Raw genomic sequence first — 25,720 nt, forward strand, 5'->3', positions numbered from 1 at the left:
AATAAATTATTTTTGAATGGGCGGACCTCTGGCAGGTCCGTCTAATTTTTTTTTAGTATATGGGGAAAATGAAAAAGACCTCAGCTTTCGCTAAGGTCTTTTTTCGTGGCACCGGTCAGAGTTGAACTGACGACACGCGGATTTTCAGTCCGCTGCTCTACCAACTGAGCTACAGCGCCGTTTTGATGTGCCCAAATATAACTCAATCTGTGAGTCTTGTCAAGGGTAAATAAGATATTACCGACATTTTTTCCTTTTTTTTTAAGAAACTTCTAAATTTAATGCCAGGTGTTGAATGTAGGGGCCGAATTTTTGGGATTATTTCGGCTTTTTGTTAAAGAATTAAAAGGTAGCGATGTGTTTCTGGGAAAATCGTTAAAAGGTTTTGCAGCATTTTGCTGTTTTGGTCTGGTATTGAATGGAGTTATCGCTTGCTCCGACAATAGTGCTTCTGCAGAAGATGATAAGAAAGGTAATACTACCGTAATCGTAACCCCTGATGGTGATACTACGACTGTTGTTATTGGCCCCAGCGGCGATACCAGCGTGGTGGGGATTGATTCTATCCGTGTAGTTACTCCCGAAGGCGATACGATCATTAAGCTAGACACGGCTTACTATCCGGCTGACACGACTCTTCGCTGGGTTGGCAATTCTGCCCTGGTGATTACGGAAATTGCTCCGGTGAACTTGGACTGGCTTGACGAAGAAGGTGGCGACCCGGGTTGGGTTGAAATCTATAACGCTGGCGGAACCGAAGCAAACCTGAAGGGTTATACCCTTGTAGAAAACAGGAAGAATGCCCGTAAGTGGTTCTTTGGTAACGTAGTGTTGAAGCCCAAGCAGTTTACCACCGTATTCTGCGACAAGAAAAACCTGAATGAAGTGGCTGGAACTGATACCCTCGACAGGCATTATCGTGTCCATACCAACTGGAAGTTGGAAAAGGATGGCGGTACCGTATACCTGATTGACCCTTACTATGGAATTCGTGACTCGGTAACTTATCCGGCATTGATGGGTAACGTAAGCTGGGGTATTGTGGACGGTGGCGCCTGGAAGATGTTTGATGTTCCCACTCCGGAACAGCCCAACAACCAGTCTACTGCCTACGATGGCTATGCACCTACATTCTCTTTTGATGGCGCTCAGGGTGGTTTCTATAACGATCCTGTGACATTGAATCCGCCCTCTGTTAGCGGTGGACTTTCTGTGCGCTGCACCCAGGATGGTTCTATTCCCACGAAGAGTTCCCAGGAATTTAATAGCCCCATCGTAATTGACAAGAATACAGTCTTGCGTTGTGCCGCCTTTAAGGATGGTTTGTTGACCAGACAGGTTGTTACCAATACTTACTTTATTGGTGAACAGGTGAAGATGCCTGTGGTGTCTGTGTCCGTAGCCCCGGAATTCTTTACGAAGTACTATAAGAAGACTAACGGTGGCGAACCTGACATGAAGCATGATCAGATGTATGCACCTAATGAATCTTATCCCCATGATTCTGGTGAACTTCCTGTTCATGTGGAATTCTACGCCGAAGGAAGCAAGTCTAGCAAGAAGGCCTGGGAAATTGATGGTGGTATTTCTCTGATGGGTGGCTGGAGCCGCATGGAACGAAAGAAGTCTGTGGCCATTGTCATGCGTGAAGAATATGAAGCTGGCTGGCTTGAATATCCTTTGTTTGAAACCCGTAAGGATAAGAATAGCAAGTTCAAGGGCTTTAACCTCCGTAACAACGGTAACCGCTTTGTGGCTGACTATTTTGCCGATGCTGCTGGCGGTGCCATCCTTGAAGGCAGTGGCGTTGATTACCAGCGCAGCCGCCAGGTGGTGGTGTTCTACAATGGTACATACTATGGCATTCACGATATGCGTGAACGCTACAACAAGAACTATGTAGAAACAAACTATGGCATCGATGCCGGCTCCGTGAACTTTATTAAGCACCTGAATAAGACTGTAACTGCAAGCAACGGCACCGAAACTGATTACCTGGCCATGCTGGCCTTTATCGGTGGAAACGACATGACCGTTCCTGAAAATTATGAAGCGGCCAAGACTCTCATCGATATTGGAAACTTTGCCGATTATATGATTGCAGAAATGTACATTCATAATGGTGACTGGCCCGACAATAACGTTCGCGCCTGGAAGTCTCCGGAACAGCCCTGGAAGTTTATGGTCTATGACCTTGACCATGGTTTTGAATGGGATTGGTCTGTTTCTGGTTTCAGCCAGTCTACAAATATGTTCTCCTGGGTAAAGAAGGGTGGCAAGAATGGTTGCGCGGCTGCAGATAGTTGCTTCGCCTCTCTGTACAACAGCCTGATCAAGAATGCTGACTTTAAGCGTCTGTTCGTTAACCATGCCTCTGTGATGTTCGGTACCTACCTGAATGGAAGCAATGTGACGGAAAAGGCTAAGTTCCTGGCCAACATGCTTGATGCATCTGACGTTGAAAGGGATATGTCTGTTGAAGCCTATAAGGAAAGAAGAAACAGCTATGCTCACTCCTTCGACCCCTATGGCGAAAAGCTTGGCCCCTGGGCTTCTGAACGTGACGCTACTGTAAGGAGCGAATATACAAGTGAATTTGGTCTTTCTGGAGACATTTCCCTGACTATTTCTGCAAATGGTAGCGGTACTGTGTTGATGGAAGGCATGAAGCTTCCGGGCAACGGTTCCTATAAGGGCAAGTTCTTTGGTGGTATGAATATGGAATTGACAGCCGTCGCAACGGGAGGCGCTGTGTTCAGCGGCTGGAGCGACGGTTCTACCGACAATCCCCATATCATTACACCTACCGATGGCATGACCATTACGGCTAACTTCAAGTAATTGCCGGCGGGCGATCCCGTGGCTTACATTTGAAAGGAGTGCGGCTCACGTTTGTGAATCGCACTCTTTTTTAATTTCTAAATTTGAAGTATGAGAAATCCTGAAGACAAGAGCTACGTTCGCAAGATGTTTGACGAAATTTCGGGGCGTTATGATTTTTTGAATCATACCCTCAGCTGTTTTCAGGATATCCGTTGGCGCAGGGCCTGCTGTAAGGAACTGAGAAAGGTAAAGCCGGGAAAGCGCCTGCTGGACTTGTGCGGCGGTACTGGCGATTTTGCCGTGACCTACGAAAAGTTTAATGGCGTGCAGGACGTGGCGATTCTCGGGGACTTTTCTTACGGAATGCTCCGTGGTGCAGAAGGCAAGAATACGACCGCGGTTCCTGTCCAGCTGGATGCCATGAAGATGCCCTTTGGCGATGCTTCCTTCGATGTGGTGCTGAATGGCTTTGGTATGCGAAACTTGCCTAATGCCGATGCCGGCTTGAAGGAATCTGCCCGCGTGCTGAGCCACGGAGGCTACCTGCAGGTGCTTGAGTTTTTCGCTCCGCGGAATGCGTTCAACAAGTTCTTCTATAAAGTTTTGGCGCCTATGTTCATTCCTGTAATGGGGGCGCTGTTCAGCAAGCATGATGCCTATGAATATCTGGTGAATTCCGTGCTGCACTTTTTGCCGGTAGACGAATTTGTGAAGCTGGCCGAAAAGAACGGGTTTGAACTGGTCCATGTGAAGCCCTGCTTTTGGGGCGTTGCCTATCGCGTTCTTCTGAAGAAAGTTTCTGCGGATGGATCTGCGGCGGGGGCGGTCAAGTGAGCCGTTATATTCTGGGCGTGACGGGTGCTAGCGGCGCTATCTATGCGACCCGCACTGCAATGCATCTCAAGAAACTGGGGCATCATGTGACGGCCCTGGTGACTTCCCCGGGTCGCGAAGTGGTGGCCTACGAGGGGCAGGAATCTCTGTACGATTACTGCGATGAACTTCCTGACGTGAATGATTTTTTTGCGGAATGTGCCAGCGGTAGCGCCGATTATGCAGGCATGGTAGTGGTGCCCTGTTCCATGGGAACTTTGGGGAGAATGGCGGCAGGTACATCTGACAATTTGTTGGTCCGTTCGGCGGATGTATGCCTGAAGGAACGCCGCCCTCTGATTGTGGTTCCGCGGGAGATGCCCTATAATTTAATCCACCTGGAAAATATGGAACGTCTGACTCGCGCGGGAGCGGTTGTGATTGCCGCGAGCCCCCAGTTCTACAGCAAGCCTACGACGATGGAGGAACTGGTGGATACGGTGGTGGCGAAAATTTTGAAACACCTGGGAGAAGAAACGAAAATTGTAGAACCATGGAAGAAAGTTGATGTTAAATAAGATTCTTGAATTTGGTCATTTGGTTCGTTTGAGTCATTCGCTGTTCGCCATGCCTTTTGCGCTGGGATCCATGTGGGTGGCTGCAAATGGTTTCCGTGATATGAGTTGGCAGGAGACTGCCCGCATCGTGGTGCTTATTGTGCTTTGCATGGTAACGGCCCGTAACAGCGCCATGAGTTTTAACCGCATTGCCGATGCAGATATCGATGCCAAGAATCCTCGCACGGCCAAGCGCCACCTGCCCGATGGACGCTTGAGCAAGAAATCGGTGATTGCCTTTTTGGCGGTAAACGGCGTTCTGTTCGTTCTGTTTGCGGCGCTGTTGCAGCCTCTGGCCGGTTTGTTGGCCTTGCCTGTGTGGCTATTGCTGTTGTCCTATTCCTACTGGAAACGCTTTAGCTGGCTTTGCCATTGGTTCCTGGGATTTGCCATCGGCATGAGCCCCCTGGGTGCCTGGATTGCTATCCGAGGCGAATTCGCGCTGTTCCCCATTTTCTTGCTGATGATTCTGATGCTCTGGATGGGTGGCTTCGACATTATCTACGCCACACAGGATGAAGAGATTGACCGCCAGATGGGATTGCATTCCGTGCCGGCAAGATTTGGCCGTAAGCGTTCCTTGCAGATTGCCTTCTGGAGTCATATGGCCATGCTTGCCCTTTGTGTGGCTTTCGGCTTTATTTGGCAGATGGGTGTAGCCTGGTGGGCTGTAACGGCCCTGATGGCTGCCGCGGTATTTTATATTCACTTGTTTAGAAAGTCTGACGATCTGGATGCGATGAACCGTGATTTCTTCTTGGCCAATGTCACCATCAGTGTGTTGGTCATGGTGGGTCTCTTCGTCTGGATTTTAATGGGAGGCGATGTCAATGTCCTTTATTAGTGGTAACGGTCCGAAGAAGTTTGATAACGAAGACAAGATCAAGATGTTTGAACGTCTGGGTTCCCTGGGAGCCGTCCTTGCACTGATTATCATCCTGATGATCGAGAGTGGAAAGTTCGGGGCTTACCAGAATTTGCTGGACATGGGGCTCACTGCCATGATCGTGGTGCTGGCAGTGGCGCTGGTCGGTAGCGTATTCTTTAAGACAAAGAGAAAATAAGTCAAATTTCAAGGTCGGCGGAGTAGACCGTTTCTACGGTGCCGTCGTCGGTTTCGAATAGTAGACTTCCGTCGGGTTGCATGTCGAGAATGCGGCCCGATTTTTTGATGGAGCCTGCGCCGCTGTCGCGGTTTTCGTCGGTGCAGTTGTTGTTGACCACGATGGTGCCCCGGGCGCCGATGAACTGGTCCATCTTGCGCCAGGCTTCAATCCAGGGAGAAAGTCCGAAGGCGCGGAACTGGCCTATGGCACGCTCCAGGTTACCTACGAGGGCCTGCAGTAATTTTTCGCGGTTGATCTGGCGGCCGCCTGCGATTTCTTTTAGGGTGGTGACGGGGCGGTTTAGAAAGGCGTAGTTTGCGGGATCGCTGTTGACGTTGATGCCTACGCCCATGTTGACGGCGGGTCTGGGCGGTTGGCGCTTGCCGTCTACGGTTTCGCCGGGTACAAAGACGATTTCTGCCAGGATGCCGCAGAACTTGCTCTTGCCGCAGAGGATGTCGTTGGGCCACTTGACGGTGACGCGTCCCAGCTGCGGTGCGGTGCCGGATTCGTCCTGGATGTCGCGGAAAGTTTCTGCGAAGGTGAGGGCGGCGACCTGAGTGATTTGCGGTGCCTTGGAGAGGGCGATTCCCTCTAGCGGAATCAGGATGTTGAAATAGAGGTTCTCGTTGGCGGGGGAGGCCCATGTGCGTTCGTGGCGGCCTCGGCCTGCGGTTTGCTGGTTGGCGACAACGAGGGCGCCAGGCTGTATTTTGCCCGTGGCTGCCTGCTGTTTCATAAGAGAGTGTGTACTCTCGACTGTCTCCAAAAGGTATGCGTTCTGGCCGGCGAAGCCGGTCAGTTTCCAGCGGTCAAAATTTGGTTCCGTAGAAAACATTCTTACTGAGCCTTGGGCTCGTCTTTCTTGGAATCGAGTTCTGCCTCGACCAGGTCATCCTTTTTCTGGTCTTCCAGCATCTTCAGGGCCTCTTCGGGGAAGATGGCGAAGTATTCACGCTTCTTGTCTTCGAAGAGCTGCAGCAGTCGTTCCTGTTCGAATTGTTCGCGGTCGATGTTCTGCATAAAGAATTCGTCGCGGGCGAAATCGCGGGTGGTCATCATCTTCTTGATGTCTTCGGAAAGGTCCACCTCATCCCACAGGATGTAGTAGGAGCCTACCATGCCATCGGCAAAGATGTCCACGTTCAGCGTCACGGCGTTGTTCTTGGTGGAGTCGACCAATTGCACCTGGGTTTCGCGCTTTTCGGGGCGGAACACATCTACGTCGTTTACAGGTTTAGAAAGATCCTGGGCCCAGAGGAGGCTTGCCAGGGTCACTGTAAACAGAGAAATTTTGAAAGCAGGGCAATTCATGTTCATAATATACTTACAAACGCAATCGAAAAGAGGGGTGTGCAAAAGTTTGTGCGAAAAAATACACGAAGACGTTGCCAGGATACGAAAAATCCTCCGGATTGGAACAGGAGGATCCGATTTTTTTGGTAAAACCGCAGGTATCTAGGGCTACTGGGCTAGAGGCATCCAGGGCTTGACTACGTCAATGGAGGTCAGCATATTCTGGCGGACTCGGCGGATGGCTGCAGCGGCGATCATGGCGCCGTTGTCGGTACTGAGGCTGCGGTCGGGAACTAGGAACTTGATGCCGTGTTTGCCGCAATAGTCTTGCAGTCGGGTGCGGAGCCAGGCGTTGGCACTGACACCACCGCCCATGACCAAAGTCTTCATCTTGGTCTTCTTGAGGGCGTTGATGGTCTTGGTCACCAGGCTATCCACGATGGCGTCTTCCAGGGAGGCGCAGATGTCGCCCAGGTTCTGCTGGATGTATTCCGGATCGTGAGTTTCGGTATAGCGCAGCACGGCGGTCTTCAGGCCGCTAAAGGAAAATTCGCAGTTGTCGTGGGAGCGGAGGGCTCGGGGAAATTCGACGAACTTGCGGTTGCCATTGGCACCCAGCTTGCTGATGGTGGCGCCTGCAGGGTACTTGAGACCCAGAAGCTTTCCGCACTTGTCGAAGGCTTCGCCGGCAGCGTCGTCGCGGGTGCGTCCGATGCTTGTGTACTTGAATCCCGGTTCTTCCAACACCAGTTCCGTGTGGCCGCCGGATACCGTAAGTGTCAGGAAGGGCGGCTCGATTTCGGGATGGCTCAACCAGGCGGCAGCCAGGTGGCCTTCCAGGTGGTTGATGCCGTAGGCGGGAATCTGCAAGTCGCGGGCAAGACCCTTGGCGAAGCTTGCGCCCACAAGGAGAGGTCCCATAAGGCCCGGGCCTGTGGTGTAGGCGATGGCGTCGATGTCTTCCATCTTGATGCCTGCTTCCTTGACGGCGGCTTCGGCGACGGGAACAATTTTCTGCAGGTGGGCGCGGGCTGCGATTTCGGGAACCACGCCGCCATAGAGGGCGTGTTCGTCGATCTGGCTGTACAGCGGGTTGGAAAGCACTTTCAGCGGGTCATCCTGCAAGATGGCGCAGGCTGTTTCGTCGCAGCTGGATTCAATTCCAAGCCAAATCATGGTGTGGCCTCCTGGACTGTTTCTTCGGGATTCTCGGTGACGGCCGGCTTGACTTCTACCTTGTTCAGGCGAACCTTTTCGGGCTTGATCTGGATAGCCTTGATGGACATTTCGCGGTTTACGCTGGGGGGCAGCGTAAGCTTGACGGTGGGGGCCAGGCTGTCGGCGTCTTCAATTGCAAATCGGTTGAATTCCAGTATCAGTTCGATGTCCTTTGACGAGATGGAATCCAGTACCTGTTCGCCGCCGGTAATTTCTACGGATACGGTGTCGGGGTTCAGGGAGTAGATCTTCTTGTCGAAGAAACCAATCAGGCTGACGGGAATATTCTGGAAAGTCTTGCTGTCCATCTTCTGGATGTTCACGGCGATAGTCACTGTGGAATCGCTGGGCTTTACGAAGGATGGAAGAGATGCGAAATTCAGGGGGACTTTGAACTTGCCGCTCTTACGGAGGGTATCGTAGTTGACAGAGTCTGTGGGAATGTCGATAATGCGGGTGAGGGCATTACGGGCGCCGGAAACCTTAAGCTCTTCGGGGAGGATGGCGGGATCGTCGGCCAGCAGGTAACCCTGGGCGGCGTTGAAATTTACGTTAGACTTGATGGGAACGTTACGGACGATGCGGGTGTCGATTTCCAGGTCGATAAAGATAAGCTGGTTGTCGGGTTCCACAAAGCGGATGTCGGGGAATCCGGGGGCCACGAAGTTGTGGGCGTCCAGGTGGATTCGGGTTCCGCCTAGTTCGGCGTTCTGCAGGTCTACCACCATGGCTACGGAATTCTGTTTGTCCTTGTTCATCTGGTGGCGCAGACGGATCAAATCCCAGGACTTGCCTTCTACGGTAATGTGCAAGGTGTGGGGCGGTTTAGAGGCGATGGCCATGTTCTCGTGAAGCTTCACGAAGTGCAGGGGAACTTCCATGGAAAGCTGGAAGTCCTTCTGTGAAATGACAAGAAACCAGAGGGCTATGCCAAAGACTAGTGCTGTTATCTTTATTACGATATTTCCCATTGTCGCCCCGTAAAGAACTCTTGAAAATTTAGTTATTATTCAACCCGTGCTTGGACAACTCGGCTACTTAATATCAGAATCTTTTAGAGGAATGAGGCAACACCGTACGGTGATCTTGCCTTCGTTGGTCACAATCTTTCTCTGTTCCCTATTGCTTTCGGCTTCCATCACCGTTTTGGGTGGTGTTGTGCGTCTGATGTCTACGGAGCGGAACCTGTATGCAATCGAGGCATTCCTGCCCGAATCCCTTTCGATGGATTCCATAAAAGTTATACAGACCCGCCTGCAGCATACCAAGCATATCGATTCCGTTTCCTTTATCAGTGCCGATTCCGCCCTGGCGGATTTCCGCAACCATTTCTCGGGTGAGATGCTGGACCTTGTGGAAGGGAACCCCATTCCTCCGTTTTTCAGGGTGACCCTGGATGAGGCTAGCCAGAATCCTGCCGACCTGGTGACTTTGCGGAATGCCCTGGCCCAGGAAGAATTTTTCGAGGAAGTCCAGGCGCCTGTGGAATGGGTTGAAAAATTTGCGGCCTGGAAATTCAAACTGGTTTTCTGGCCCGTCTGTATTAGCGTGTTGCTGCTGGTGACGCTGTCGCTGATCATCTGTAATTCCGTTCGCCTTTCGCTGTTCTCTCGTCAGCTGCTGGTAGAGAACATGAAGTACGCCGGCGGAAGCTATTTCTTTATCGAGTTCCCCTTTGTGCTGCAGGGCGTGATTCAGGGCCTTGTGGGTAGCGGTCTTGCGGTGATCCTCTTGATGACACTGGTCAATTCCGTGACGCAGGCTTTCCCGATTGTCTGGACTTACCTGGATGGGCTGGGTCTTGTCTTGGCGCTGGTGGTCTTGCTGGTGACGGCCCTGTCGGGTTATTTCAGCTTTAGGACTGTTCGCCGGTTCCTGATGGTCAAGCGTAACGAACAGGAATAGGGCTTCATGCGTTTTTGGGTCTTGCTGTTGTGCTTTCTGGTGGGTGTAGGCTTTGCCGCTCCCAATGGAAAGGCTGCGCCTGCAAAACCTGCTGCGAAATCTGCGCCTGCAAAACCTGCGGCTTCAAAACCTTCGGCCGGTAAGCCGGCCGCCTCAAAGTCTGCGGCTCCTAAGGCGGTCACCAAAAAAACAGACGCCCAGATCAGCGAACAGAAAAACGCACTTAAGAAACTGGAGTCCGACCTGGCCAAGAAACGTCAGGAACTGGCTCTCCTTGAAACCGAAGAGAAGGGCGTGCTGAACACGATTTCTCTTCTGGACCAGAACTTGAACCAGACTCGAACTTACATCAGCGAACTTTCCAAGAGCGAGAATATGCTGGAAAGCGCCATTGTTCAGCTGGAGGCCGATATCGATTCCCTTGACCAGAAGATCGAGGAACGAAAGGAGGCCATGAAAAAGAGAATTAGAACTTTGTATGTAAATGGACGCGCTAACGAGGCGAAGGTCCTTTATAATCTTCTGACTCAGGAAGGCAACCCTGATCGACAGGTGTACTGGGTACATCGAATTTTGAATCAGGACCAGCAGGAAGTGGAAACCTTGCAGCAGCTGGTTTATGAACGTGATGAAAAGAAACAGCAGTCCACCGACCATCTGGCTGACTTGAAGAAAATGCGCGACAAGAAAGCTGCCGAAGAAAAGGGTCTCGTGAGCCAGATGTCTGGTCAGGAACGGATGTTGAAGTCCCTGAAGCAGGACCAGAATATGCAGCGCCGCGCCCTCAAGGAATTTGAGCAGAACCAGAAGACCATGCTGGCCTTGATCAAGAAGCTGGAAGAGCGCCGCAAGAAGGAAATCGAGGCGGCCAAGAAGGCCGAAGCCGAACGCAAGGCAAAGGAAAAGGCGGGCAAGTCTAAGGGCAAGAAGCCCGAGAAGAAGGATACGAAGACGGTGTCCAAGCCCAAGGTTGTGGTGGCCGAATCGGTAAAGGGACCTAAGTGCAGACCTTTGAAGGGTGACGTCATCAGTAATTATGGTCTCCAGGAACATCCGGTGCTTCATATCATGACTCGCAATTTGGGTGTAGAAATCCGTGGCAAGCGTGGCGAAATGGTGAAGGCTGCTTCTGCCGGTACCGTGGTCATGGTCTCCGAAATTGACGGTCGCGGCCCCTCCGTGATTATCGAACACCAGGGCGGAACCTATTCCGTGTATGGTCATATGAAGTCTATTCGCGTGCAAGAAGGCAAGGAAGTCCGAAATTGCGAAGAAATTGGCGAGGTGGGCGACGTTGCTTCCTTAAATGGAATTAAATTGTACTTTCAAGTTAGCGAAGGGACTCAGACCGTGGATCCCCTTCAGTGGTTAAAGCAGTAAATAAAGCAGTAGATGATTGAATATATTCTAAATGGCCCCGCCTCCCAGGAACGTGCAAGGATCCGACTGATGTCGGCTCTCCGTGAGAATCGTTTCCCGCAGTCAATCCTGATTGACGGTCCTGCCGGTATCGGCAAGAAGGCTCTGGCCATGAAGCTTTCTCAGGCTCTGCAGTGCTCTAACCCTGACGAACGCCCTTGCGGCCACTGCTTTGGCTGCCGTATGGCGATGGACAGCGGCGATACCAATAGCTGGGTTATTCCCCTGGATACCAAGGAAGCCCACTCCAAGAGCGGTGCCGACGTTTCCGCCGGCAGTACCGCCAAGACTGTAGAAGATATTAAGAAGGGCTACATCGAGGAAATCCAGAAGAACCCTTACCGCGTAGACCTTTTTGGCCCTGCCTCCTTTATTTCGGTGGACCTGATCCGTTCCATGACCGGTGGATTCGCCATGAAGGGTGACCGAGTCCGTGTGGTGATCATTGCCGAGGCGGACCGCATGAACGAGGCGGCCAGCAACGCCTTCCTGAAGACTTTGGAAGACGTTCCCCCCGATACCTATTTCATCTTGACCACGTCTTCCCGCGATAAGATGCTGCAGACCATCCGTTCCCGTTGCCTGGCCCTGCACCTGCTGCCCCTGACCGATGCCGAGGTCCGCAGCGAATGTGCCCGGGTTTCTGCCGGCGAGGTTTCCGAAGAGGAACAGGATGAGGATAGCTTTAGCGAAGGTGTTGAAATTCCCGACGATGTGGTGGGCCTGGCTGTAGGCTCTCCGGGCAAGGCTCTCTACTATGCCAAGCGGAGCAAGACTTGGTGCAAGCTTGCCGCCGAATTCGTCCGCAAGTCCCTGTTGCAGGACTACACCGACCTTTTTATGACTTTGAAGGATGCCGAACTGGATGAGGCCTACGAGGCCAACCGATTCCTCGAAGTTCTTTCCTTCCTGATTGCGGACCTGATCCGCCTGGTGGCTGGTGCGCCTTTGCGCTTGCCCGAGACCACGGCTAACGTGGGTATCGAGAACTTCCCGCGGGTAGATGCCACCGCCCTTGAACTTTCACTGGTTGCAGTCCAGGAGACCATGTCCCGCATCGAGTCCCGCCGCGTGACCGCCTCCATGTGTCTGCAGAATCTGGCCCTTAAACTTTTCGAGGGCTATAAATGACTTTTGGCGTAACAGAAGAACGCCTGGCGACGTCTATCTCGCACAGCCTCAGGATCCCCCATGTGGTGGCCCGATTCCTGGTGGCCCGCGGAATTACTTCTGCGGCCGATGCCCACCGCATGCTCTGCGGTAGCAAGGATGATGTGCTGGACCCCTTTGGAATCATGGGGATGGAAGACGCAGTCAACTGGCTTCTGGATGTGCGCGAAAAAGGTGGCAAGGTTTTCGTCTTTGGTGACTACGACCTGGACGGTATGACTGCCGTGACCTTGATGACTCGTGCCCTGGCTGAAATCGGCATGGAGTCTGACTGGCGCCTGCCTAACCGCTTCGGTGATGGCTACGGCCTTTCTATGTCGGCGGTAGACGAGATGTACGAAGCTGGCGCCCGCTATGTGGTGACTGTCGATACGGGTATTACCGCCAACGCCGAAATTGCTCACGCCAAGGAACTGGGAATGGCGGTCATGGTGATCGACCATCATCAGCCTTCTGGCGATGGCCTCCCGGTTTGCGATGTTCTTCTGGATCCCCATCAGGAAGGCGATACCTACCAGAACCCTGAACTTTGCGGCGTGGGTGTTTCCTATAAGTTTGTCTGTGCTCTGTACTCCAGGCTCGGACGTCCCGTTCCCGAAAAATTCCTGGACCTGGTGGCTCTTGGAACTCTGGCCGACCTGGTTCAGATGACTCCCGAGAATAGATGCTTTACCAAGGCTGGCCTCAAGAATCTTGAGAGCAGTAGCTGGCCCGGCCTTCAGGAAATGTATGGCAACTTGATGAAGCCCCACAGCGCCGTGGGCGGCATCGACGTGATGTACAAGTTTGCCCCCATCCTCAATGCCCCCGGTCGAATGGAACGTCCGGATCCGGCACTTAAGCTTTTGCTGAGCCCCAACAGAGCCAGCGCCAATGCCCTGCTGGCGGAACTTCGCGACTGGAACGCCCGCCGCAAGCAGAAGGAAGCGGAAATCACCGAGATGGCCATGGAACAGGTTCGCGCTGTCTATGGCGAACGTATTCCCACCGTGATTGTGGTGGCCGGTGAAAAGTGGCATGTGGGTGTGATCGGTATCGTGGCTGCCAAGCTGGCCCAGGAATTCCACAGACCCTCCGCCGTCATGTCGGTTTGTGATGGTATGGCCCACGCCAGTGCCCGCGCTGTTCCCGGCTTTAACTGGCACAAGGCCCTTTTCGAATCCAAGGATTTGTTTGACCGTTGGGGTGGCCACGCCAACGCCGCCGGCTTCTCTCTCCCTGCCGACAAGGTGGATGAACTCCGCGCCCGTCTGGAACGCTCTGCCGAAGTTCAGGGCTACACCGGCGAAGAGGAATTGCAGGAAGAAGCCTACCCCTACGATATTGAAGTTTCTCTCCACGAACTTGAAGTGGAAGCTGGACAGTACATGCCCACCAAGGGAATCCCCTTCGCCCAGAACCAGATGCTGCGTCCTATGATCACGGTGCTGGACTTCTTCGATATGATGGAACCCTTCGGCGGTAACTTCCCGTCTCCGACCTTCCGTGCCGCCGGCGTCCGCGTACACAGGATGCGTGAACTGAAGGGCGGACACCTGCAGATGGATATCTCCCAGGCGGGTAGCCGCGTGTTCCCGGCCATCGCCTTCGGCCTCCGCAAGAACAAGAACTTGCTGACTCGCGGTGAACTGGTCTCCGTGTTTTTCGAACCCACCTGGAACTACTTCAACGGCAAGAAGACCCTGCAACTTTGCATCAAGGCCATCGAGTAGCACTGGATCATGCGTAACCTTCCCCTGATTTTTCTGGCATTTGTCATTGCCGTAATGGTGGTTGCCCTCCTGCGCATCCAGCAGGCTCCTGCTCCCATCGTGACCATCATTCCCGCCGAGCCCGCTCCCGTTAGCCCCATGGCCGGTTACACGGGCCGCATGGTCATGCCTTCCATCAACGACATCTACGTTCTCGAGAATACGGCCAACCGCGACCTGAACCAGATCGCCCAGTATATCCAGGGCCGTGCCGCGGGCCTCCACTGGCTGGCTGCCGAACACTTCAAGGCCAAGAAGAAATCCCGCAAGAAACCCAGCCGTCTGCAGCCCCTGTCCTCCGAGGGCGACATCCTCATGGGCATCAAACTTTCCCTAGATTCTCTGGGTCAATTCGAATCCCAGATCCTCTTCAGCAACGTCAACGACGAAGCTTTGAACGCCCTGGTGCAGCAGCATATCAGCCAGTTCTGGCGCTACAGGAAGAGCGCTGGCGGTCGCTTTGAAATGTGGGCCCCCTTCGTCTGGAAACAGGACTGGAGCCCCTTCGTGGCTAAGTGAATCAAAAAGGCTGAGCATTCCGCCCAGCCTTTTCAAATACGTCAAACTTTAAATAAACGTTGGAATTACTTTGCCTTCAGAATAGAAAGCAACTGGTCGGCCTTCTTTTCGATCAGGATGAAGGCTTCGAACATGCGGGCTTCACGCCACTTGATCAGGTACTTGGCACGCCAATCGTCAGCCACCATTTCGGTGTCTTCGTGACCGCCGTCCTTTTCCTTTTCGTTCTGATACCATTCTTCCTTCTTGATTTCGCGGATCATGTCGCCCAGTTCGGCGGCGGGCTGCAGGGAGCCCTTGCACAGCAGCAGGGCGCGCAGGTTGTCCAGAAGGATTTCGTCGGTAGGTTCGTCGGCGTCGTCACGGGCGCAGTCCCAGATTTCGCCACGGTGGCGTTCCGTCCAGCCAATCAGGTGCTTCTCGGTGCGCTGAAGTTCGCCCTTGGCAAGCTTCTCTTCCACCGCTTCGCGCGGGTAGTAAATGCTGTTCGGATAAAAGTCGATCATGTTGACCTCGCTACCTTTTAAAAGTTAGCTCATTAATGCCCGGGGCGGGACTTGAACCCGCACGAGGTTGCCCCCAAGGGATTTTAAGTCCCCAGTGTCTACCATTCCACCACCTGGGCTGGTGTGAGCGTAGCGCAAATATATAAAAAAGCGGGGCAATGCAGGCTGTTTTTTTAGCTACATTGGGTTTTATGAAGAAGTTAATCCGTAATACCCTTGTTTTTCTGGCCCTGAGCCTGTTTGGATGCCTTTCCGCCTTCGCCTATGATGGCGACATGGACGAATACCACGAGTTCAAGGAAGACCTGGCCCTGGTCCGCGACAGCTATGTCCAATGCGTCAATATGGTGGCCGACGAGAATCCCGAAAAAATCGGCGGCAGCTGGCAGACCCTGGAATTCGAGGCTCCCCAAACCGCCTACGTAAAAATCGATGAAGTGGCTGGCGGCTTCAAGATCAAGGGCACCCATGGCGCCTACAAACTGGACGTAGAAGTCCGGGTGAAACTGAACCAGGAAGGCGACATCAAGTACGAAATCAAGCACGGCAAGGGCAGCAACGCCCCCGGCAAGGAAATCGCCAGCGAAGTATTCCGCTAGTTTTTATTTTGTTCGCAGAATAGAACTGCATACTATAAAAAGAACATAAAAAAGAAAAGGTCGAGCTGAATGCCCGACCTTTTTTAACACCGACCTTGGTCGGTGTAGATGACTCATAATTCCTACTTAACAATAAGCATCGAATCATCCCAGGCTTCGTGCTTTTCGAAGCCCATGAGGTTAGCAGTGGTAGCTGCCAGGTTGGACAGACCCCAGTTGCCTTCCTTGAGAGAGAGCTTGCCGCCGGTAACGTTATCGTACAGGATGCAGGGAACCTTGTTCAAGGTGTGGCTGGTCTTAGCCTTGAAGGAACCATCCTTGTTCACCTTGGGCATGCCGGTCTTCTTGTCGATTTCGTACATTTCGTCGGCGTTACCGTGGTCAGCGGTAATGAGGGCAACACCGCCGGCTGCGTCGATCACCGGGAGGAGACGGGCGAGGCCGATATCCACAGCTTCGATAGCCATGGTAGCAGCACGGAAGGAACCAGTGTGGCCCACCATGTCGCCGTTGGGGTAGTTGCAGCGGAGCGTCTGGTACTTGCCGCTCTTGATAGCTTCGATCATGGCGTCGGTCACTTCTGCAGCCTTCATCCAGGGGCGCTGTTCGAAGGGGACAACGTCGGATTCGATTTCCAGGTAGGTTTCACCGTCGAACTTGCTGGAACGGTTACCGTTCCAGAAGTAAGTCACGTGGCCGTACTTCTGGGTTTCAGAGCAAGCGAACTGCTTAACGCCAGTTTCTGCGAACCATTCGCCAGAGGTTTCCTTGATTGCCGGAGGAGGTACCAGGAAGCGGTTGGGGAGCTTCAGGTCGCCATCGTACTGGAGCATGCCGGCGTAGCAAACCTTGGGGAAGCGGACGCGGTCAAATTCATTGAAGGATTCTTCTTCGAAGGCGCGGGTGATTTCGATAGCGCGGTCGCCACGGAAGTTGAAGAACACCACGGAGTCGCCATCGTTGATGGTGCCCACGGGCTGGCCGTTGGCAGCGATTACGAACGGAGGAAGATCCTGGTCGATAGCCTTGGTTTCGCCACGGAGAGTTTCGATAGCCTGCTTTGCAGATTCGAACATGCGGCCTTCACCCAGAACGTGGGTCTTCCAGCCGAGTTCAACCATCTTCCAGTTGGCATTGTAACGGTCCATGGTGATCTGCATACGGCCACCACCGGAAGCGATGCAAACGTCGAATTCAGAAGAACGGAGTTCAGAGAGGAACTGTTCGAAGGGTTCAACGTAGTCCAGAGCGGAAGTTTCAGGAACGTCACGACCATCCAGGAGGATGTGGATACGAACCTTCTTCACGGCTTCCTTCTTAGCCTGGGCCACCATGGCCTTCAGGTGAGAAATGTTGGAGTGAACGTTACCGTCGGAGAAGAGGCCGATGAAGTGGAGCACGGAGTTCTTTTCGCGAACGTTGGCGGAAATTTCCTTCCAGGCGTCGCGGCCGAAGATATCGCCAGAAACGATTGCGTCCTGAACGAGAGCTGCACCCTGGTTGTACACCTGGCCAGCACCGATAGCGTTATGACCGACTTCGGAGTTACCCATGTCTTCGTTGGTGGGCATACCCACGGCGCGACCGTGAGCGTTCAGAAGAACGTTGGGGTACTTGGCGAACAAGGCGTCCAGAGTGGGCTTACGAGCAGCGGCAATAGCGTTGCCCTGTTCGTTGGGGTTGAAACCATAACCGTCCATCACGATAGTGACAACGGGACCCTTGATACCAGGGAAGTTGGAAAGCTTCTTAAGCATAGTTTACTCCAGTTATGCCCGGACCTTCCGGGCGCGTTAAATTACGGTTAAAAAATAGAAAAATGTGGGGTACAATAAAAGGCTCCCCGCCTAAACGGGAAGCCCTTAAAAGGAGAAATTCGCTAGGAATTACTGTGCAGGCATGTAGAGCTTGATAGAGAAGGAGTAGTCGTTGTTGGTCAGCTTCTCGTAAGATTTTTCGGTTGCGAAGCCCAGTGCGTAGAAGCCGCCGGCAGCGGTCTGGATGACATAGATCTGTTCTGCACTTTCGATCATGTTTGCAAAGCTTGCGTTTGCAATTGCACGATACGGGAAGTCGCTCTTGTAAGCCAAGGTGCGGTTGTTTGCAGTTTCGGGCCAGTAGCCTACGGAGTAGTCTGCATCCAGCTTGCCGAACATAGCGCCGTTGCCGCTAGACATGGTGATGTCGCCATTTGCTGCGGTGAAGATGACGTCGGCGGTTGCTGCAGAAGCAGCGTCCACTGCAGTGCAGGTTGCCAGGTCGAGACCCGGAGCCATGTTGGTAGAAAGTTCAACCTGGCAGTTGGTCATGGGAACTTCTTCGACTACGTCTTCAGAAGAAGAAGATTCCGGTTCGCTGGTTTTGCAGAAAGATTCAGGACGGTCGAAGGTGATGAACTGGTTGGAAACCTTGTCGTTGCCTTCGGTATCGACAGCGGAAACCTTGACGACCAAGGTGTAAGTGCCGCAGCCGACCGGGTCAAGAGCGGGATTTGCAAGAGAAATGGAAACGCCGGCGGAGTTGGCGGAGCCCAAGTCGATCATCTTGGTGGGGAATCTGACTTCCTGGTGGGCGGTCAGGTCGCCCAGAGATCTGTAGCTTTCGCCCGGAACCACGGTACCGTAGGCCACGTCATAGGAAATGGCGGTGAAGCTGATATCGGTGGCTTCGCCGGTCTGCTGTGCGCTCAGGTCGATGTCGAAGTTGCCGCTAAAAATTACTTCGGCGTTGATACCGATGCCTCTAGTTCTGGAACCCAGGTTGGTTGCGCTGATAGAAATATCCTGGGTGGCGTCGGCGCTGGCGGAGCTGCCCGGCTGTTCATCTGCAGGTGCGCTGCTACCGGAATCATCACCGCAAGCGATGAGGCCGAAAGCGCCCATGGTAATCACGGAACCCATCATAAGGGTCTTTGCGAAATTAAAAGTCATATAGATTCCTCTCTCTAAATGTTTTTTGCCCATTGAAAATACACAAAAATATTCCAAAACGGACTAGGGGACCTATTAAATAGGTGTAAAAAAACGTGAAAATGTTGTGAATTCAGGCTAAAAAAGCATACTAAAAAGGGTTCCGCAGGGGGTAAAATCACTTTCCCAGGTCGCGGATCAGGTCGCGGAGACGGGCTGCCTCCTCGAAATCCAGCTTGGCCGCGGCGGCCTTCATCTGCTTTTCCAGCTCCTCGATTGACAGGTCGCTTCGCTTTGAGGTGTGAGGTGGCATTGCTTTCAGGTTCGAGGATTTTTTGGGTTTGCCCATGGGGGCGCCCTTGAACAGGGGGACATCCCCATCTTCGTCGTTGTCGGCGAAACCGTAATCTGCGTCGAAATCCGGGTCCTCGGCTGCCTTGGGAGTCTTGTCGCCGCGCCACAGGTCCATCAGCGGATCGTTGATGACCAGGTCCCCTTCCAGCTTGCGGGAAACGGACTTTGGCGTAATGCCGTGTTCCTTGTTGAATTCCTCCTGCAGGGTGCGGCGGCGGATGGTTTCGTCGACGGCCTTCTGCAAACTGTCGGTCATGTTGTCGGCGAACAGCAATACGGTTCCGTTTACGTTACGGCTGGCGCGGCCCATGGTCTGGATCAGGCTGCGGTAATTTCTCAGGAAGCCTTCCTTGTCGGCGTCCAATATAGCCACCATACTGACTTCCGGAAGGTCCAGACCTTCACGCAGAAGGTTGATTCCCACCAGCACGTCGAACTCACCGGTTCGCAGCCCCTTGATCAAGTCGTGACGTTCCAGGGTCTTGATGTCGCTGTGTAAATATTTGGCCCTGATGCCCGCTTCCACAAAATAGTCCGTAAGGTCCTGGGCCATCTTCTTGGTCAGCGTTGTAACCAGTACGCGGTCTCCCTTCTTCACCACTTCGTCAATACGGTAAAGCAGAACGTCCATCTGTCCCTGGATGGGGAACATCTCGATCTTCGGATCCAATAGGCCGGTGGGGCGGTTAATCTGCTCGGCCACTACGCCACCAGTCTTTTCAAGTTCGTATTCCCCCGGGGTGGCGCTGACGAACAGCACCTGCTTGGGGTACATATATTCGAACTCCTTGAAGTTCATGGGGCGGTTATCAAGAGCGCAGGGGAGGCGGAAACCGTAATTTACCAGAGTGGTCTTTCGGCTCTTGTCGCCTTCGGCCATGCCGCCTACCTGGGGGATGCTCACGTGGGATTCGTCTACCATCAAAAGCCAGTCATCGCCGAAGTAGTCGATGAGGGTAAAGGGGCGGGTGCCGGGGCCGCGGTTTTCGATAAGGGCGGAATAGTTCTCAATGCCGGAGCACATGCCGGTCTCGCGGATCATTTCCATGTCGTAGCGGGTTCTGCTACTCAGTCGGGCGGATTCCAGGACCTTACCTTCCTTGTCCAGTTCCGCAAGGCGGTCCGTCAATTGCAACTGCATGCGCTGCAGGATCCCGGCTCGGCCTTCTTCCTTCGTGACGAAGTGCTTTGCCGGGGCGATGGTCATTTCTTCCAGCTCCTGGATGACCTCGCCGGTAATGATGTTGAAGCGCACCAGACGATCCACCTCGTCGCCGAACAGCTCGATGCGCATGCCGTCTTCGTCGTAGCTGGGGTGGATTTCGATGACGTCGCCATGGCAGCGGAAGGTGCCGCGTTCCAGGCTGAAGTCGTTACGGGTGTACTGGATGCGGACCAGTTCATGAAGCAAGTCGTCGCGATCCTTGATGTCGCCTTTTTTCACGCGGACCATCAGGTCGAAGTATTCCGCGGGGCTTCCCAAACCGTAAATGCAGCTGACGGAAGCGATGATGATGACATCGCGACGGGTCAGCAGGTTAGCCGTTGCACGCAGACGCAGCTTGTCGATTTCGTCGTTGATGCTGGCGTCTTTTTCGATAAAGGTATCGGTGTGGGGAATGTAGGCTTCGGGCTGGAAATAGTCGTAATAGCTGACAAAATATTCCACCGCATTCTTGGGGAAGAAAGCCTTGAATTCCTGGTAGAGTTGGGCGGCCAAGGTCTTGTTGTGGGTCAGGATCAGGGTAGGCTTGCCTACATTCTTGATGACGTTGGCCATGGTAAACGTCTTACCGGAACCGGTTACGCCAAGGAGCGTCTGGAACTGGTCCCCTTGCTTGAACCCTTCGGTAATCTGCTCGATGGCCTTGGGCTGGTCGCCGGCGGCGCCATACTGGCTTACCAGTTCGAAGTTGGCGCGGGTGGGCGCCTGGAACTGACGCAATCTGCCCGGAAGGCTCTGCTCGGGGGAGAGAACCTTTGCTATCGGTTTTGCATACGGATCCGGGGTAATTGTCTTGCGCGCTCTAGCCATGAGGAAGTGATTAGTAGTTAGTGGTTAGTAAGCAGAGGGGGTGATGGAATGATTTGAATTGGTATGTTGGATTCTAGTCTTTTACGCAGCGGATGGACAGATAATCATTTTTGTAATATCTAATTATTGCTGCGGAGTTTTTTTGTGTTTCAAATAATACACCGTATGTAGATGGTGATCCGAGTGTTGAATCTAAGGGATTCCCGGTCCACACTAATGCTATATAGCCGTCATTTACTTTCTCTATAATGCTTTTAATGTGATTGCTATAGGTCCCGGTTGCAGGGATTGGGTAAAGGCTGAAGCCGCAATCGTCCGTCCCATTTGAGGCTTGCCCCGGGTTCAAGGGTGTCCACCCCTCGGTTGCCTTTAGGCGGGCTGCTGCGATATCTATTCCACCAACATTATCAAAAAGTAGGTTCCACTCTATTTCTGTAGGCAAATGCCAGCCATTCGGGCATGCGTTTTGCGCGTCCATCGGGGTGTATTCTCGACCTTTTTCTGAACAGGATTCCTTGGCGCAGGGAGAACCATTGTCAAAATTAAGGTTTTCGGCCATCCACACTTGGTTGCCGATGGTGGTGTACTTGTACACCTGGCCATCACGTTCGTCGGTGAATGAACCTCGGTTCGGCTCTCCGTATGCGTTCGTCCCTTCGGCTGGGCAGACGACGCTCGCGTCGAATACGTACTTTGGCTCCGAAGGGCTATCTTCGGAACAAGCCCAAAGCAAGGCTGCAAATGTTACTGAAATTGCTAATGTAATTGGGTTGTTCATAAGAAAAAAGTAGTTGTTAATCCTTTAGACACCTAATAGTCATCTTTGGACTATTTATATTAAAGGAGAAATAATCTGTTGAATTAAAAGTACACATGAAAGTAGTTTCAAAATCTTTTGCTGTTGATGTCCAATAAGAAGAAAAATGGCCAAATACGGATCCGTCTAACAACCATTCCCCCGCAGGTTTAGAACTAAACCCACAATCGTCGGTTCCTGGAACATATCGTTCCCAAAAGTCAAAGGAACTCATCAGTCTACGCCCAACATTTTCTTCCCCCCCCCATGTTCTCTACCAACATTTTCCATTCATCAAGAGAAGGCACATGCCACCCGGCAGGGCAAATGGTGTCCGCCAAAACTTGATCAATGAGGGCATAATATTCGCCATTTACGTACAGAGTGTAGAACCTGCCGAACGTTTCGCAAAAATTTTCTTCTCTGGCATAGCATAGACTGTACGGTGCGTCAAATTTCAAGTTCTCCGCCATCCACACTTGGTTGCCGATGGTGGTGTACTTGTACACCTGTCCATCACGTTCATCAGTGAATGAACCTCGGTTCGGCTCGCCGTATGCGTTCGTCCCTTCGGCTGGGCAGACGACGTTTGCGTCAAAAGTGTCCTTAGGCTCCGAAGGGCTATCTTCGGAACACGCGCAAAGCAAGGAAACAAAAGCGGTAAAAAGAATGAACTTTGTTTTCATGAGAATGTTAATTCTTTAGACACCTAATAGTCATTCTGGGGCGATTTATTTCTATTGACTGACTTCCAAGATTATAGGCATACATTGTATCATAACTTCTTCTTGTAGAAGTCCAATAAATAGCATAAATTCTATTTCCAGAAAGCTCTCCGTTTAACATCCAGGATCCTGCAGGCAGGGCGTTAAAACTACAATCATCAGAACCAGAGTTATAATATTCTCCAAAATCATTGGATGACTTTAATCTGGCACTTCCCTTTTTACCTTCCCCAACATTATTCGCCAATTCATTCCATTCATCCACCGAAGGCACATGCCACCCAGCAGGGCAAATGGTGTCCGCCAAAACTTGATCAATGAGGGCAAAATAATCGCCATTTACGTACAGAGTGTAGAACCTGCCGAACGTTTCGCAAAAATTTTCTTCTCTGGCATAGCACAGGCTGTACGGTGCGTCAAATTTCAAGTTCTCGGCCATCCACACTTGGTTGCCGATGGTGGTGTACTTGTACACCTGGCCGTCACGTTCATCAGTGAATGTACCTCGGTTCGGCTCGCCGTATGCGTTCATCCCGTCGGCTGGGCAGACGACGCTTGCGTCAAAAGTATCCTTTGGCTCCGAAGGGCTATCTTCGGAACACGCGCAAAGCAAGGAAACAAAAGCGGTAAAAAGAATAAACTTTGTTTTCATGAGAATGTTAATTCTTTAGACACCTAATAGTCATTCTGGGGCGATTTATTTCTATTGACTGACTTCCAAGATTATAGGCATACATTGTATCATAACTTCTTCTTGTAGAAGTCCAATAAATAGCATAAATTCTATTTCCCAAAAGTTCTCCGTTTAACATCCAGGATCCTGCAGGCAGGGCGTTAAAACTACAATCATCAGAACCAGAGTTATAATATTCTCCAAAATCATTGGATGACATTAATCTGGCACTTCCCTTTTCACCTTCCCCAACATTATTCGCCAATTCATTCCATTCATCCACCGAAGGCACATGCCACCCAGCAGGGCAAATGGTGTCCGCCAAAACTTGATCAATGAGGGCAAAATATTCGCCATTTACGTACAGAGTGTAGAACCTGCCGAACGTTTCGCAAAAATTTTCTTCTCTGGCATAGCATAGGCTGTACGGTGCGTCAAATTTCAAGTTCTCAGCCATCCACACTTGGTTGCCTATTGTGGTGTACTTGTACACCTGTCCATCACGTTCGTCAGTGAATGAACCTCGGTTCGGCTCGCCGTATGCGTTCATCCCGTCGGCGGGGCAGACAACGCTCGCGTCAAAAGTATCCTTAGGCTCCGAAGGGCTATCTTCGGAACAAGCCCAAAGCAAGGAAACAAACACCGTAAAAAGAATGAACTTTGATTTCATGTGAACAAATATAGGTAATGTAGAATAGAATTTTTGCAGATAAAGTGAAAAAACGGGTGCTTTCGGAATCATTCGTGAAAATGTCCCGAAAAAAACACAAAAACGCAAGATTTGCAAGTTCTAAATTTTAGCGGTTGTTTTTCTCGGAGAAAAAACGAACAAAGCAATATCCCTCCTGTTGTTCTTTACGGCTTTTTATTGCCATTCTTATGATGGTTCCTTGGACCCTTCCGAAGCGGTAGATGTGCTTTTTAAGAGGGCAAATTCTGTTTTTAGTAAGGCCCTGAATCAGTGGTCCCAGAATAGGAAAAATTCAACTTCTAAGAAAGTTCCCAATAAATTTGTAATCATTGCCGAAGGTGTTGCGGGTCTTGCTGCACGCGAGTATATCCAAAGTAAGGAATATCAAGGAGAAATCGATAACGTATTGTTCTTCAATACTCCACATGAGGGGTCCGGGTTTGCGGACCAAGCTTTATTGAATGGCTCTAGTGTCTTGAATAAGGCAAAGTCTGTATCCGATTATATAAAGAAAAATAAGCGTTTTTATTAAAAGTCTAACTAAAAAATATTTGTTTATTATACACTCTGAATAGTATAGGGCTCCGAGCCATGAACACATGGGAAGGCATGTGTGCAGTAGTTGCCCTGACCCATGAACACATGGGAATGTATGTGTGCAATAGTGGCCTTGAGCCATGAACACATGGGAATGCATAATACGAAATGTGAGTCCGCAGAACTTTTACATGGGAAGGCATGTGTGCAGTAGTAGCCTTGAGCCATGAACACATGGGAATGCATAATACGAAATGTGAGTCCGTAGAACTTTTACATGGGAATGTATGTGTGCAGTAGTAGCCTTGAGCCATGAACACATGGGAATGCATAATACGAAATGTGAGTCCGTAGAACTTTTACATGGGAATGTATGTGTGCAATAGTGGCCTTGAGCCATGAACACATGGGAATGCATAATACGAAATGTGAGTCCGCAGAACTTTTACATGGGAATGTGTCGGTGTAATAGTAAATTAGCGGAACTTTTTGTGCGCTTGTATACAAATGGTGGATTTTGGTAAATATAAAGTATGATTAATTTATGCAAATGTTGAGCATAAGCTTTTTCTATATTTTGAGTAAATGAAGGTTATGGAGCATGAATCATAAAAAGATTAATTACTTTAGTGACATGGGGATGATTTCTTTTTTGAAGCAACATCTTGAAATTAGTGAGGGCGCAAAGATGATTACCAATCCCTTGCTTACCCATGCTGTTCAAAACTATGTAGCGCAAGTTTCTGCGTTGTCCAAAGTTATCCTGGTTCCCAAGAATTTGAATCTTGCTCAATGCCGTTGGAATATTGTAAATGCATATAAAATATGTCGACTGGGCGTAAAATCGCTTGCCCGCTATAATAGCTCCAAACACAAGGAACTGGTGTCTACTCTTGTAGAAGCCTTTGATGATGCCGTGTGGGGGTATCGTGTCGTAGAAGTGAAAGCGACCATTGTAAATGCGGTGCGGATCGCGTCTGCCATTCCCATGGAAAAGCTGAAGGAAGTGGCCATGGATGAACGGGTGGCTACCTTGCTGCGGGAATATAATCAATATGTTCAGTGCCGTAAGGCCCTGGATAACAACACCTCAAAAAAGAATAGCACCGAGTACGCCGTGTCTCGCAAGAACTGCCTTGTCGCTTACAGATGCTTATTTGAACAAGTAGAAAACCTAAGTAAAATCGGTGACCCCGACAGCAAAAAATTCATGGCCTGGCTAAGAGCACTGTAGATTAGATATGAGTTACGAGATATG

25 protein-coding genes and 2 tRNA genes are annotated in these 25,720 nt (G+C 51.4%); 13 read left to right on the forward strand and 14 right to left on the reverse strand.

The annotated features are described in order from the left end of the window. Positions 1-106: 106 nt before the first annotated feature. A tRNA-Phe gene (locus BUB94_RS03840) sits at positions 107-179 on the reverse strand. Positions 180-357: 178 nt separating this feature from the next. Between BUB94_RS03840 and BUB94_RS03845 the strand changes: the two genes are divergently transcribed. The 5 genes from BUB94_RS03845 (at position 358) to BUB94_RS03865 (ending at position 5,317) form a co-directional block, all read left to right on the forward strand. Next, positions 358-2,841, forward strand: coding sequence for a CotH kinase family protein (locus tag BUB94_RS03845; RefSeq protein WP_175549677.1), 2,484 nt, complete (start codon positions 358-360; stop codon positions 2,839-2,841). Positions 2,842-2,931: 90 nt separating this feature from the next. After that, positions 2,932-3,657 carry a ubiquinone/menaquinone biosynthesis methyltransferase gene (locus BUB94_RS03850; protein ID WP_073234372.1) on the forward strand — a complete coding sequence of 242 codons (726 nt, stop codon included), beginning with the start codon at positions 2,932-2,934 and terminating at the stop codon, positions 3,655-3,657. After that, positions 3,654-4,214, forward strand: coding sequence for a UbiX family flavin prenyltransferase (locus BUB94_RS03855; RefSeq protein ID WP_073234374.1), 561 nt, complete (start codon positions 3,654-3,656; stop codon positions 4,212-4,214). The genes BUB94_RS03850 and BUB94_RS03855 overlap by 4 nt, the downstream gene beginning before the upstream one ends. Beyond that, positions 4,204-5,097, forward strand: coding sequence for a UbiA-like polyprenyltransferase (locus BUB94_RS03860; protein WP_073158631.1), 894 nt, complete (start codon positions 4,204-4,206; stop codon positions 5,095-5,097). The genes BUB94_RS03855 and BUB94_RS03860 overlap by 11 nt, the downstream gene beginning before the upstream one ends. Beyond that, the gene (locus tag BUB94_RS03865) at positions 5,084-5,317 is read left to right on the forward strand and encodes a hypothetical protein (RefSeq protein WP_073234377.1); all 234 of its coding nucleotides are present in this window, start codon (positions 5,084-5,086) and stop codon (positions 5,315-5,317) included. Before BUB94_RS03860 ends, BUB94_RS03865 begins: the two co-directional genes overlap by 14 nt. Position 5,318: 1 nt before the next feature. Here BUB94_RS03865 and BUB94_RS03870 read toward each other — a convergent pair whose 3' ends face one another. From BUB94_RS03870 to BUB94_RS03885, 4 genes are all read right to left on the reverse strand, one after another. Then, entirely contained in the window at positions 5,319-6,197 is an 879-nt protein-coding gene (locus tag BUB94_RS03870) for a biotin--[acetyl-CoA-carboxylase] ligase (protein ID WP_073234380.1), read from the reverse strand. Between the two features lie 2 nt (positions 6,198-6,199). Continuing rightward, the gene (locus BUB94_RS03875) at positions 6,200-6,679 is read right to left on the reverse strand and encodes a hypothetical protein (protein ID WP_254793659.1); all 480 of its coding nucleotides are present in this window, start codon (positions 6,677-6,679) and stop codon (positions 6,200-6,202) included. Positions 6,680-6,823: 144 nt separating this feature from the next. Next, positions 6,824-7,831, reverse strand: a complete 1,008-nt coding sequence (gene tsaD / locus BUB94_RS03880; RefSeq protein WP_073158652.1) for a tRNA (adenosine(37)-N6)-threonylcarbamoyltransferase complex transferase subunit TsaD — start codon at positions 7,829-7,831, stop codon at positions 6,824-6,826. Then, a complete protein-coding gene (locus BUB94_RS03885; protein WP_073158655.1) occupies positions 7,828-8,844 on the reverse strand; it encodes a CdaR family protein in 1,017 nt (338 codons plus the stop codon). The genes tsaD and BUB94_RS03885 overlap by 4 nt, the downstream gene beginning before the upstream one ends. A gap of 124 nt (positions 8,845-8,968) precedes the next feature. On the opposite strand from BUB94_RS03885, the gene BUB94_RS03890 reads away from it, so the two are divergent. Genes BUB94_RS03890 through BUB94_RS03910 form a run of 5 tightly spaced genes read left to right on the forward strand, consistent with a single transcriptional unit; the run spans position 8,969 to position 14,637 of the window. Further along, positions 8,969-9,778, forward strand: coding sequence for a cell division protein FtsX (locus BUB94_RS03890; protein ID WP_249269417.1), 810 nt, complete (start codon positions 8,969-8,971; stop codon positions 9,776-9,778). A 6-nt stretch (positions 9,779-9,784) separates the two neighbouring features. Next, on the forward strand, positions 9,785-11,158 hold the full coding sequence (locus BUB94_RS03895; protein ID WP_083538089.1) for a murein hydrolase activator EnvC family protein: 1,374 nt from the start codon (positions 9,785-9,787) through the stop codon (positions 11,156-11,158). A gap of 12 nt (positions 11,159-11,170) precedes the next feature. Further along, positions 11,171-12,328 (forward strand): DNA polymerase III subunit, encoded by a 1,158-nt coding sequence (locus tag BUB94_RS03900; protein WP_073234383.1) that lies wholly within the window; start codon positions 11,171-11,173, stop codon positions 12,326-12,328. Then, positions 12,325-14,079 carry a single-stranded-DNA-specific exonuclease RecJ gene (recJ, locus tag BUB94_RS03905; RefSeq protein WP_073234386.1) on the forward strand — a complete coding sequence of 585 codons (1,755 nt, stop codon included), beginning with the start codon at positions 12,325-12,327 and terminating at the stop codon, positions 14,077-14,079. Before BUB94_RS03900 ends, recJ begins: the two co-directional genes overlap by 4 nt. Before the next feature lie 9 nt (positions 14,080-14,088). After that, positions 14,089-14,637 carry a hypothetical protein gene (locus tag BUB94_RS03910; RefSeq protein ID WP_073158667.1) on the forward strand — a complete coding sequence of 183 codons (549 nt, stop codon included), beginning with the start codon at positions 14,089-14,091 and terminating at the stop codon, positions 14,635-14,637. Positions 14,638-14,702: 65 nt separating this feature from the next. Here the strand turns inward: BUB94_RS03910 and BUB94_RS03915 are convergent, their stop codons facing one another. Next, entirely contained in the window at positions 14,703-15,143 is a 441-nt protein-coding gene (locus tag BUB94_RS03915) for a hypothetical protein (protein ID WP_073158670.1), read from the reverse strand. A gap of 36 nt (positions 15,144-15,179) precedes the next feature. After that, positions 15,180-15,262 (reverse strand) — tRNA-Leu (locus BUB94_RS03920). 72 nt (positions 15,263-15,334) lie between these two features. Between BUB94_RS03920 and BUB94_RS03925 the strand changes: the two genes are divergently transcribed. After that, entirely contained in the window at positions 15,335-15,742 is a 408-nt protein-coding gene (locus tag BUB94_RS03925; RefSeq protein WP_139259164.1) for a hypothetical protein, read from the forward strand. A 122-nt stretch (positions 15,743-15,864) separates the two neighbouring features. Here BUB94_RS03925 and gpmI read toward each other — a convergent pair whose 3' ends face one another. The 7 genes from gpmI to BUB94_RS03960 all read right to left on the reverse strand — a co-directional run bounded on the left by gpmI (position 15,865) and on the right by BUB94_RS03960 (position 23,904). Continuing rightward, entirely contained in the window at positions 15,865-17,499 is a 1,635-nt protein-coding gene (gpmI, locus tag BUB94_RS03930; RefSeq protein WP_073158676.1) for a 2,3-bisphosphoglycerate-independent phosphoglycerate mutase, read from the reverse strand. Between the two features lie 129 nt (positions 17,500-17,628). After that, the gene (locus tag BUB94_RS03935; protein WP_073234392.1) at positions 17,629-18,672 is read right to left on the reverse strand and encodes a hypothetical protein; all 1,044 of its coding nucleotides are present in this window, start codon (positions 18,670-18,672) and stop codon (positions 17,629-17,631) included. A 157-nt stretch (positions 18,673-18,829) separates the two neighbouring features. After that, positions 18,830-21,040, reverse strand: coding sequence for an excinuclease ABC subunit UvrB (uvrB, locus tag BUB94_RS03940; protein ID WP_073234395.1), 2,211 nt, complete (start codon positions 21,038-21,040; stop codon positions 18,830-18,832). Between the two features lie 73 nt (positions 21,041-21,113). Further along, positions 21,114-21,818, reverse strand: coding sequence for an FISUMP domain-containing protein (locus tag BUB94_RS03945; protein WP_073234398.1), 705 nt, complete (start codon positions 21,816-21,818; stop codon positions 21,114-21,116). A 257-nt stretch (positions 21,819-22,075) separates the two neighbouring features. After that, on the reverse strand, positions 22,076-22,522 hold the full coding sequence (locus BUB94_RS03950; RefSeq protein ID WP_073234401.1) for an FISUMP domain-containing protein: 447 nt from the start codon (positions 22,520-22,522) through the stop codon (positions 22,076-22,078). Between the two features lie 7 nt (positions 22,523-22,529). Further along, positions 22,530-23,213: an FISUMP domain-containing protein gene (locus tag BUB94_RS03955; RefSeq protein ID WP_073234404.1), complete on the reverse strand. Its 684-nt coding sequence runs from the start codon at positions 23,211-23,213 to the stop codon at positions 22,530-22,532. 7 nt (positions 23,214-23,220) lie between these two features. Beyond that, positions 23,221-23,904, reverse strand: a complete 684-nt coding sequence (locus BUB94_RS03960; protein WP_073234407.1) for an FISUMP domain-containing protein — start codon at positions 23,902-23,904, stop codon at positions 23,221-23,223. Positions 23,905-24,082: 178 nt separating this feature from the next. Between BUB94_RS03960 and BUB94_RS03965 the strand changes: the two genes are divergently transcribed. Continuing rightward, complete coding sequence (locus BUB94_RS03965; protein ID WP_073234410.1) at positions 24,083-24,457, forward strand: hypothetical protein; 375 nt, start codon at positions 24,083-24,085, stop codon at positions 24,455-24,457. 606 nt (positions 24,458-25,063) lie between these two features. Next, entirely contained in the window at positions 25,064-25,696 is a 633-nt protein-coding gene (locus tag BUB94_RS03970; protein WP_073158694.1) for a hypothetical protein, read from the forward strand. Positions 25,697-25,720 lie beyond the last annotated feature (24 nt).

This window comes from Fibrobacter sp. UWH9 (assembly GCF_900129715.1).
In the GTDB taxonomy this organism is placed as follows: Bacteria; Fibrobacterota; Fibrobacteria; order Fibrobacterales; family Fibrobacteraceae; genus Fibrobacter.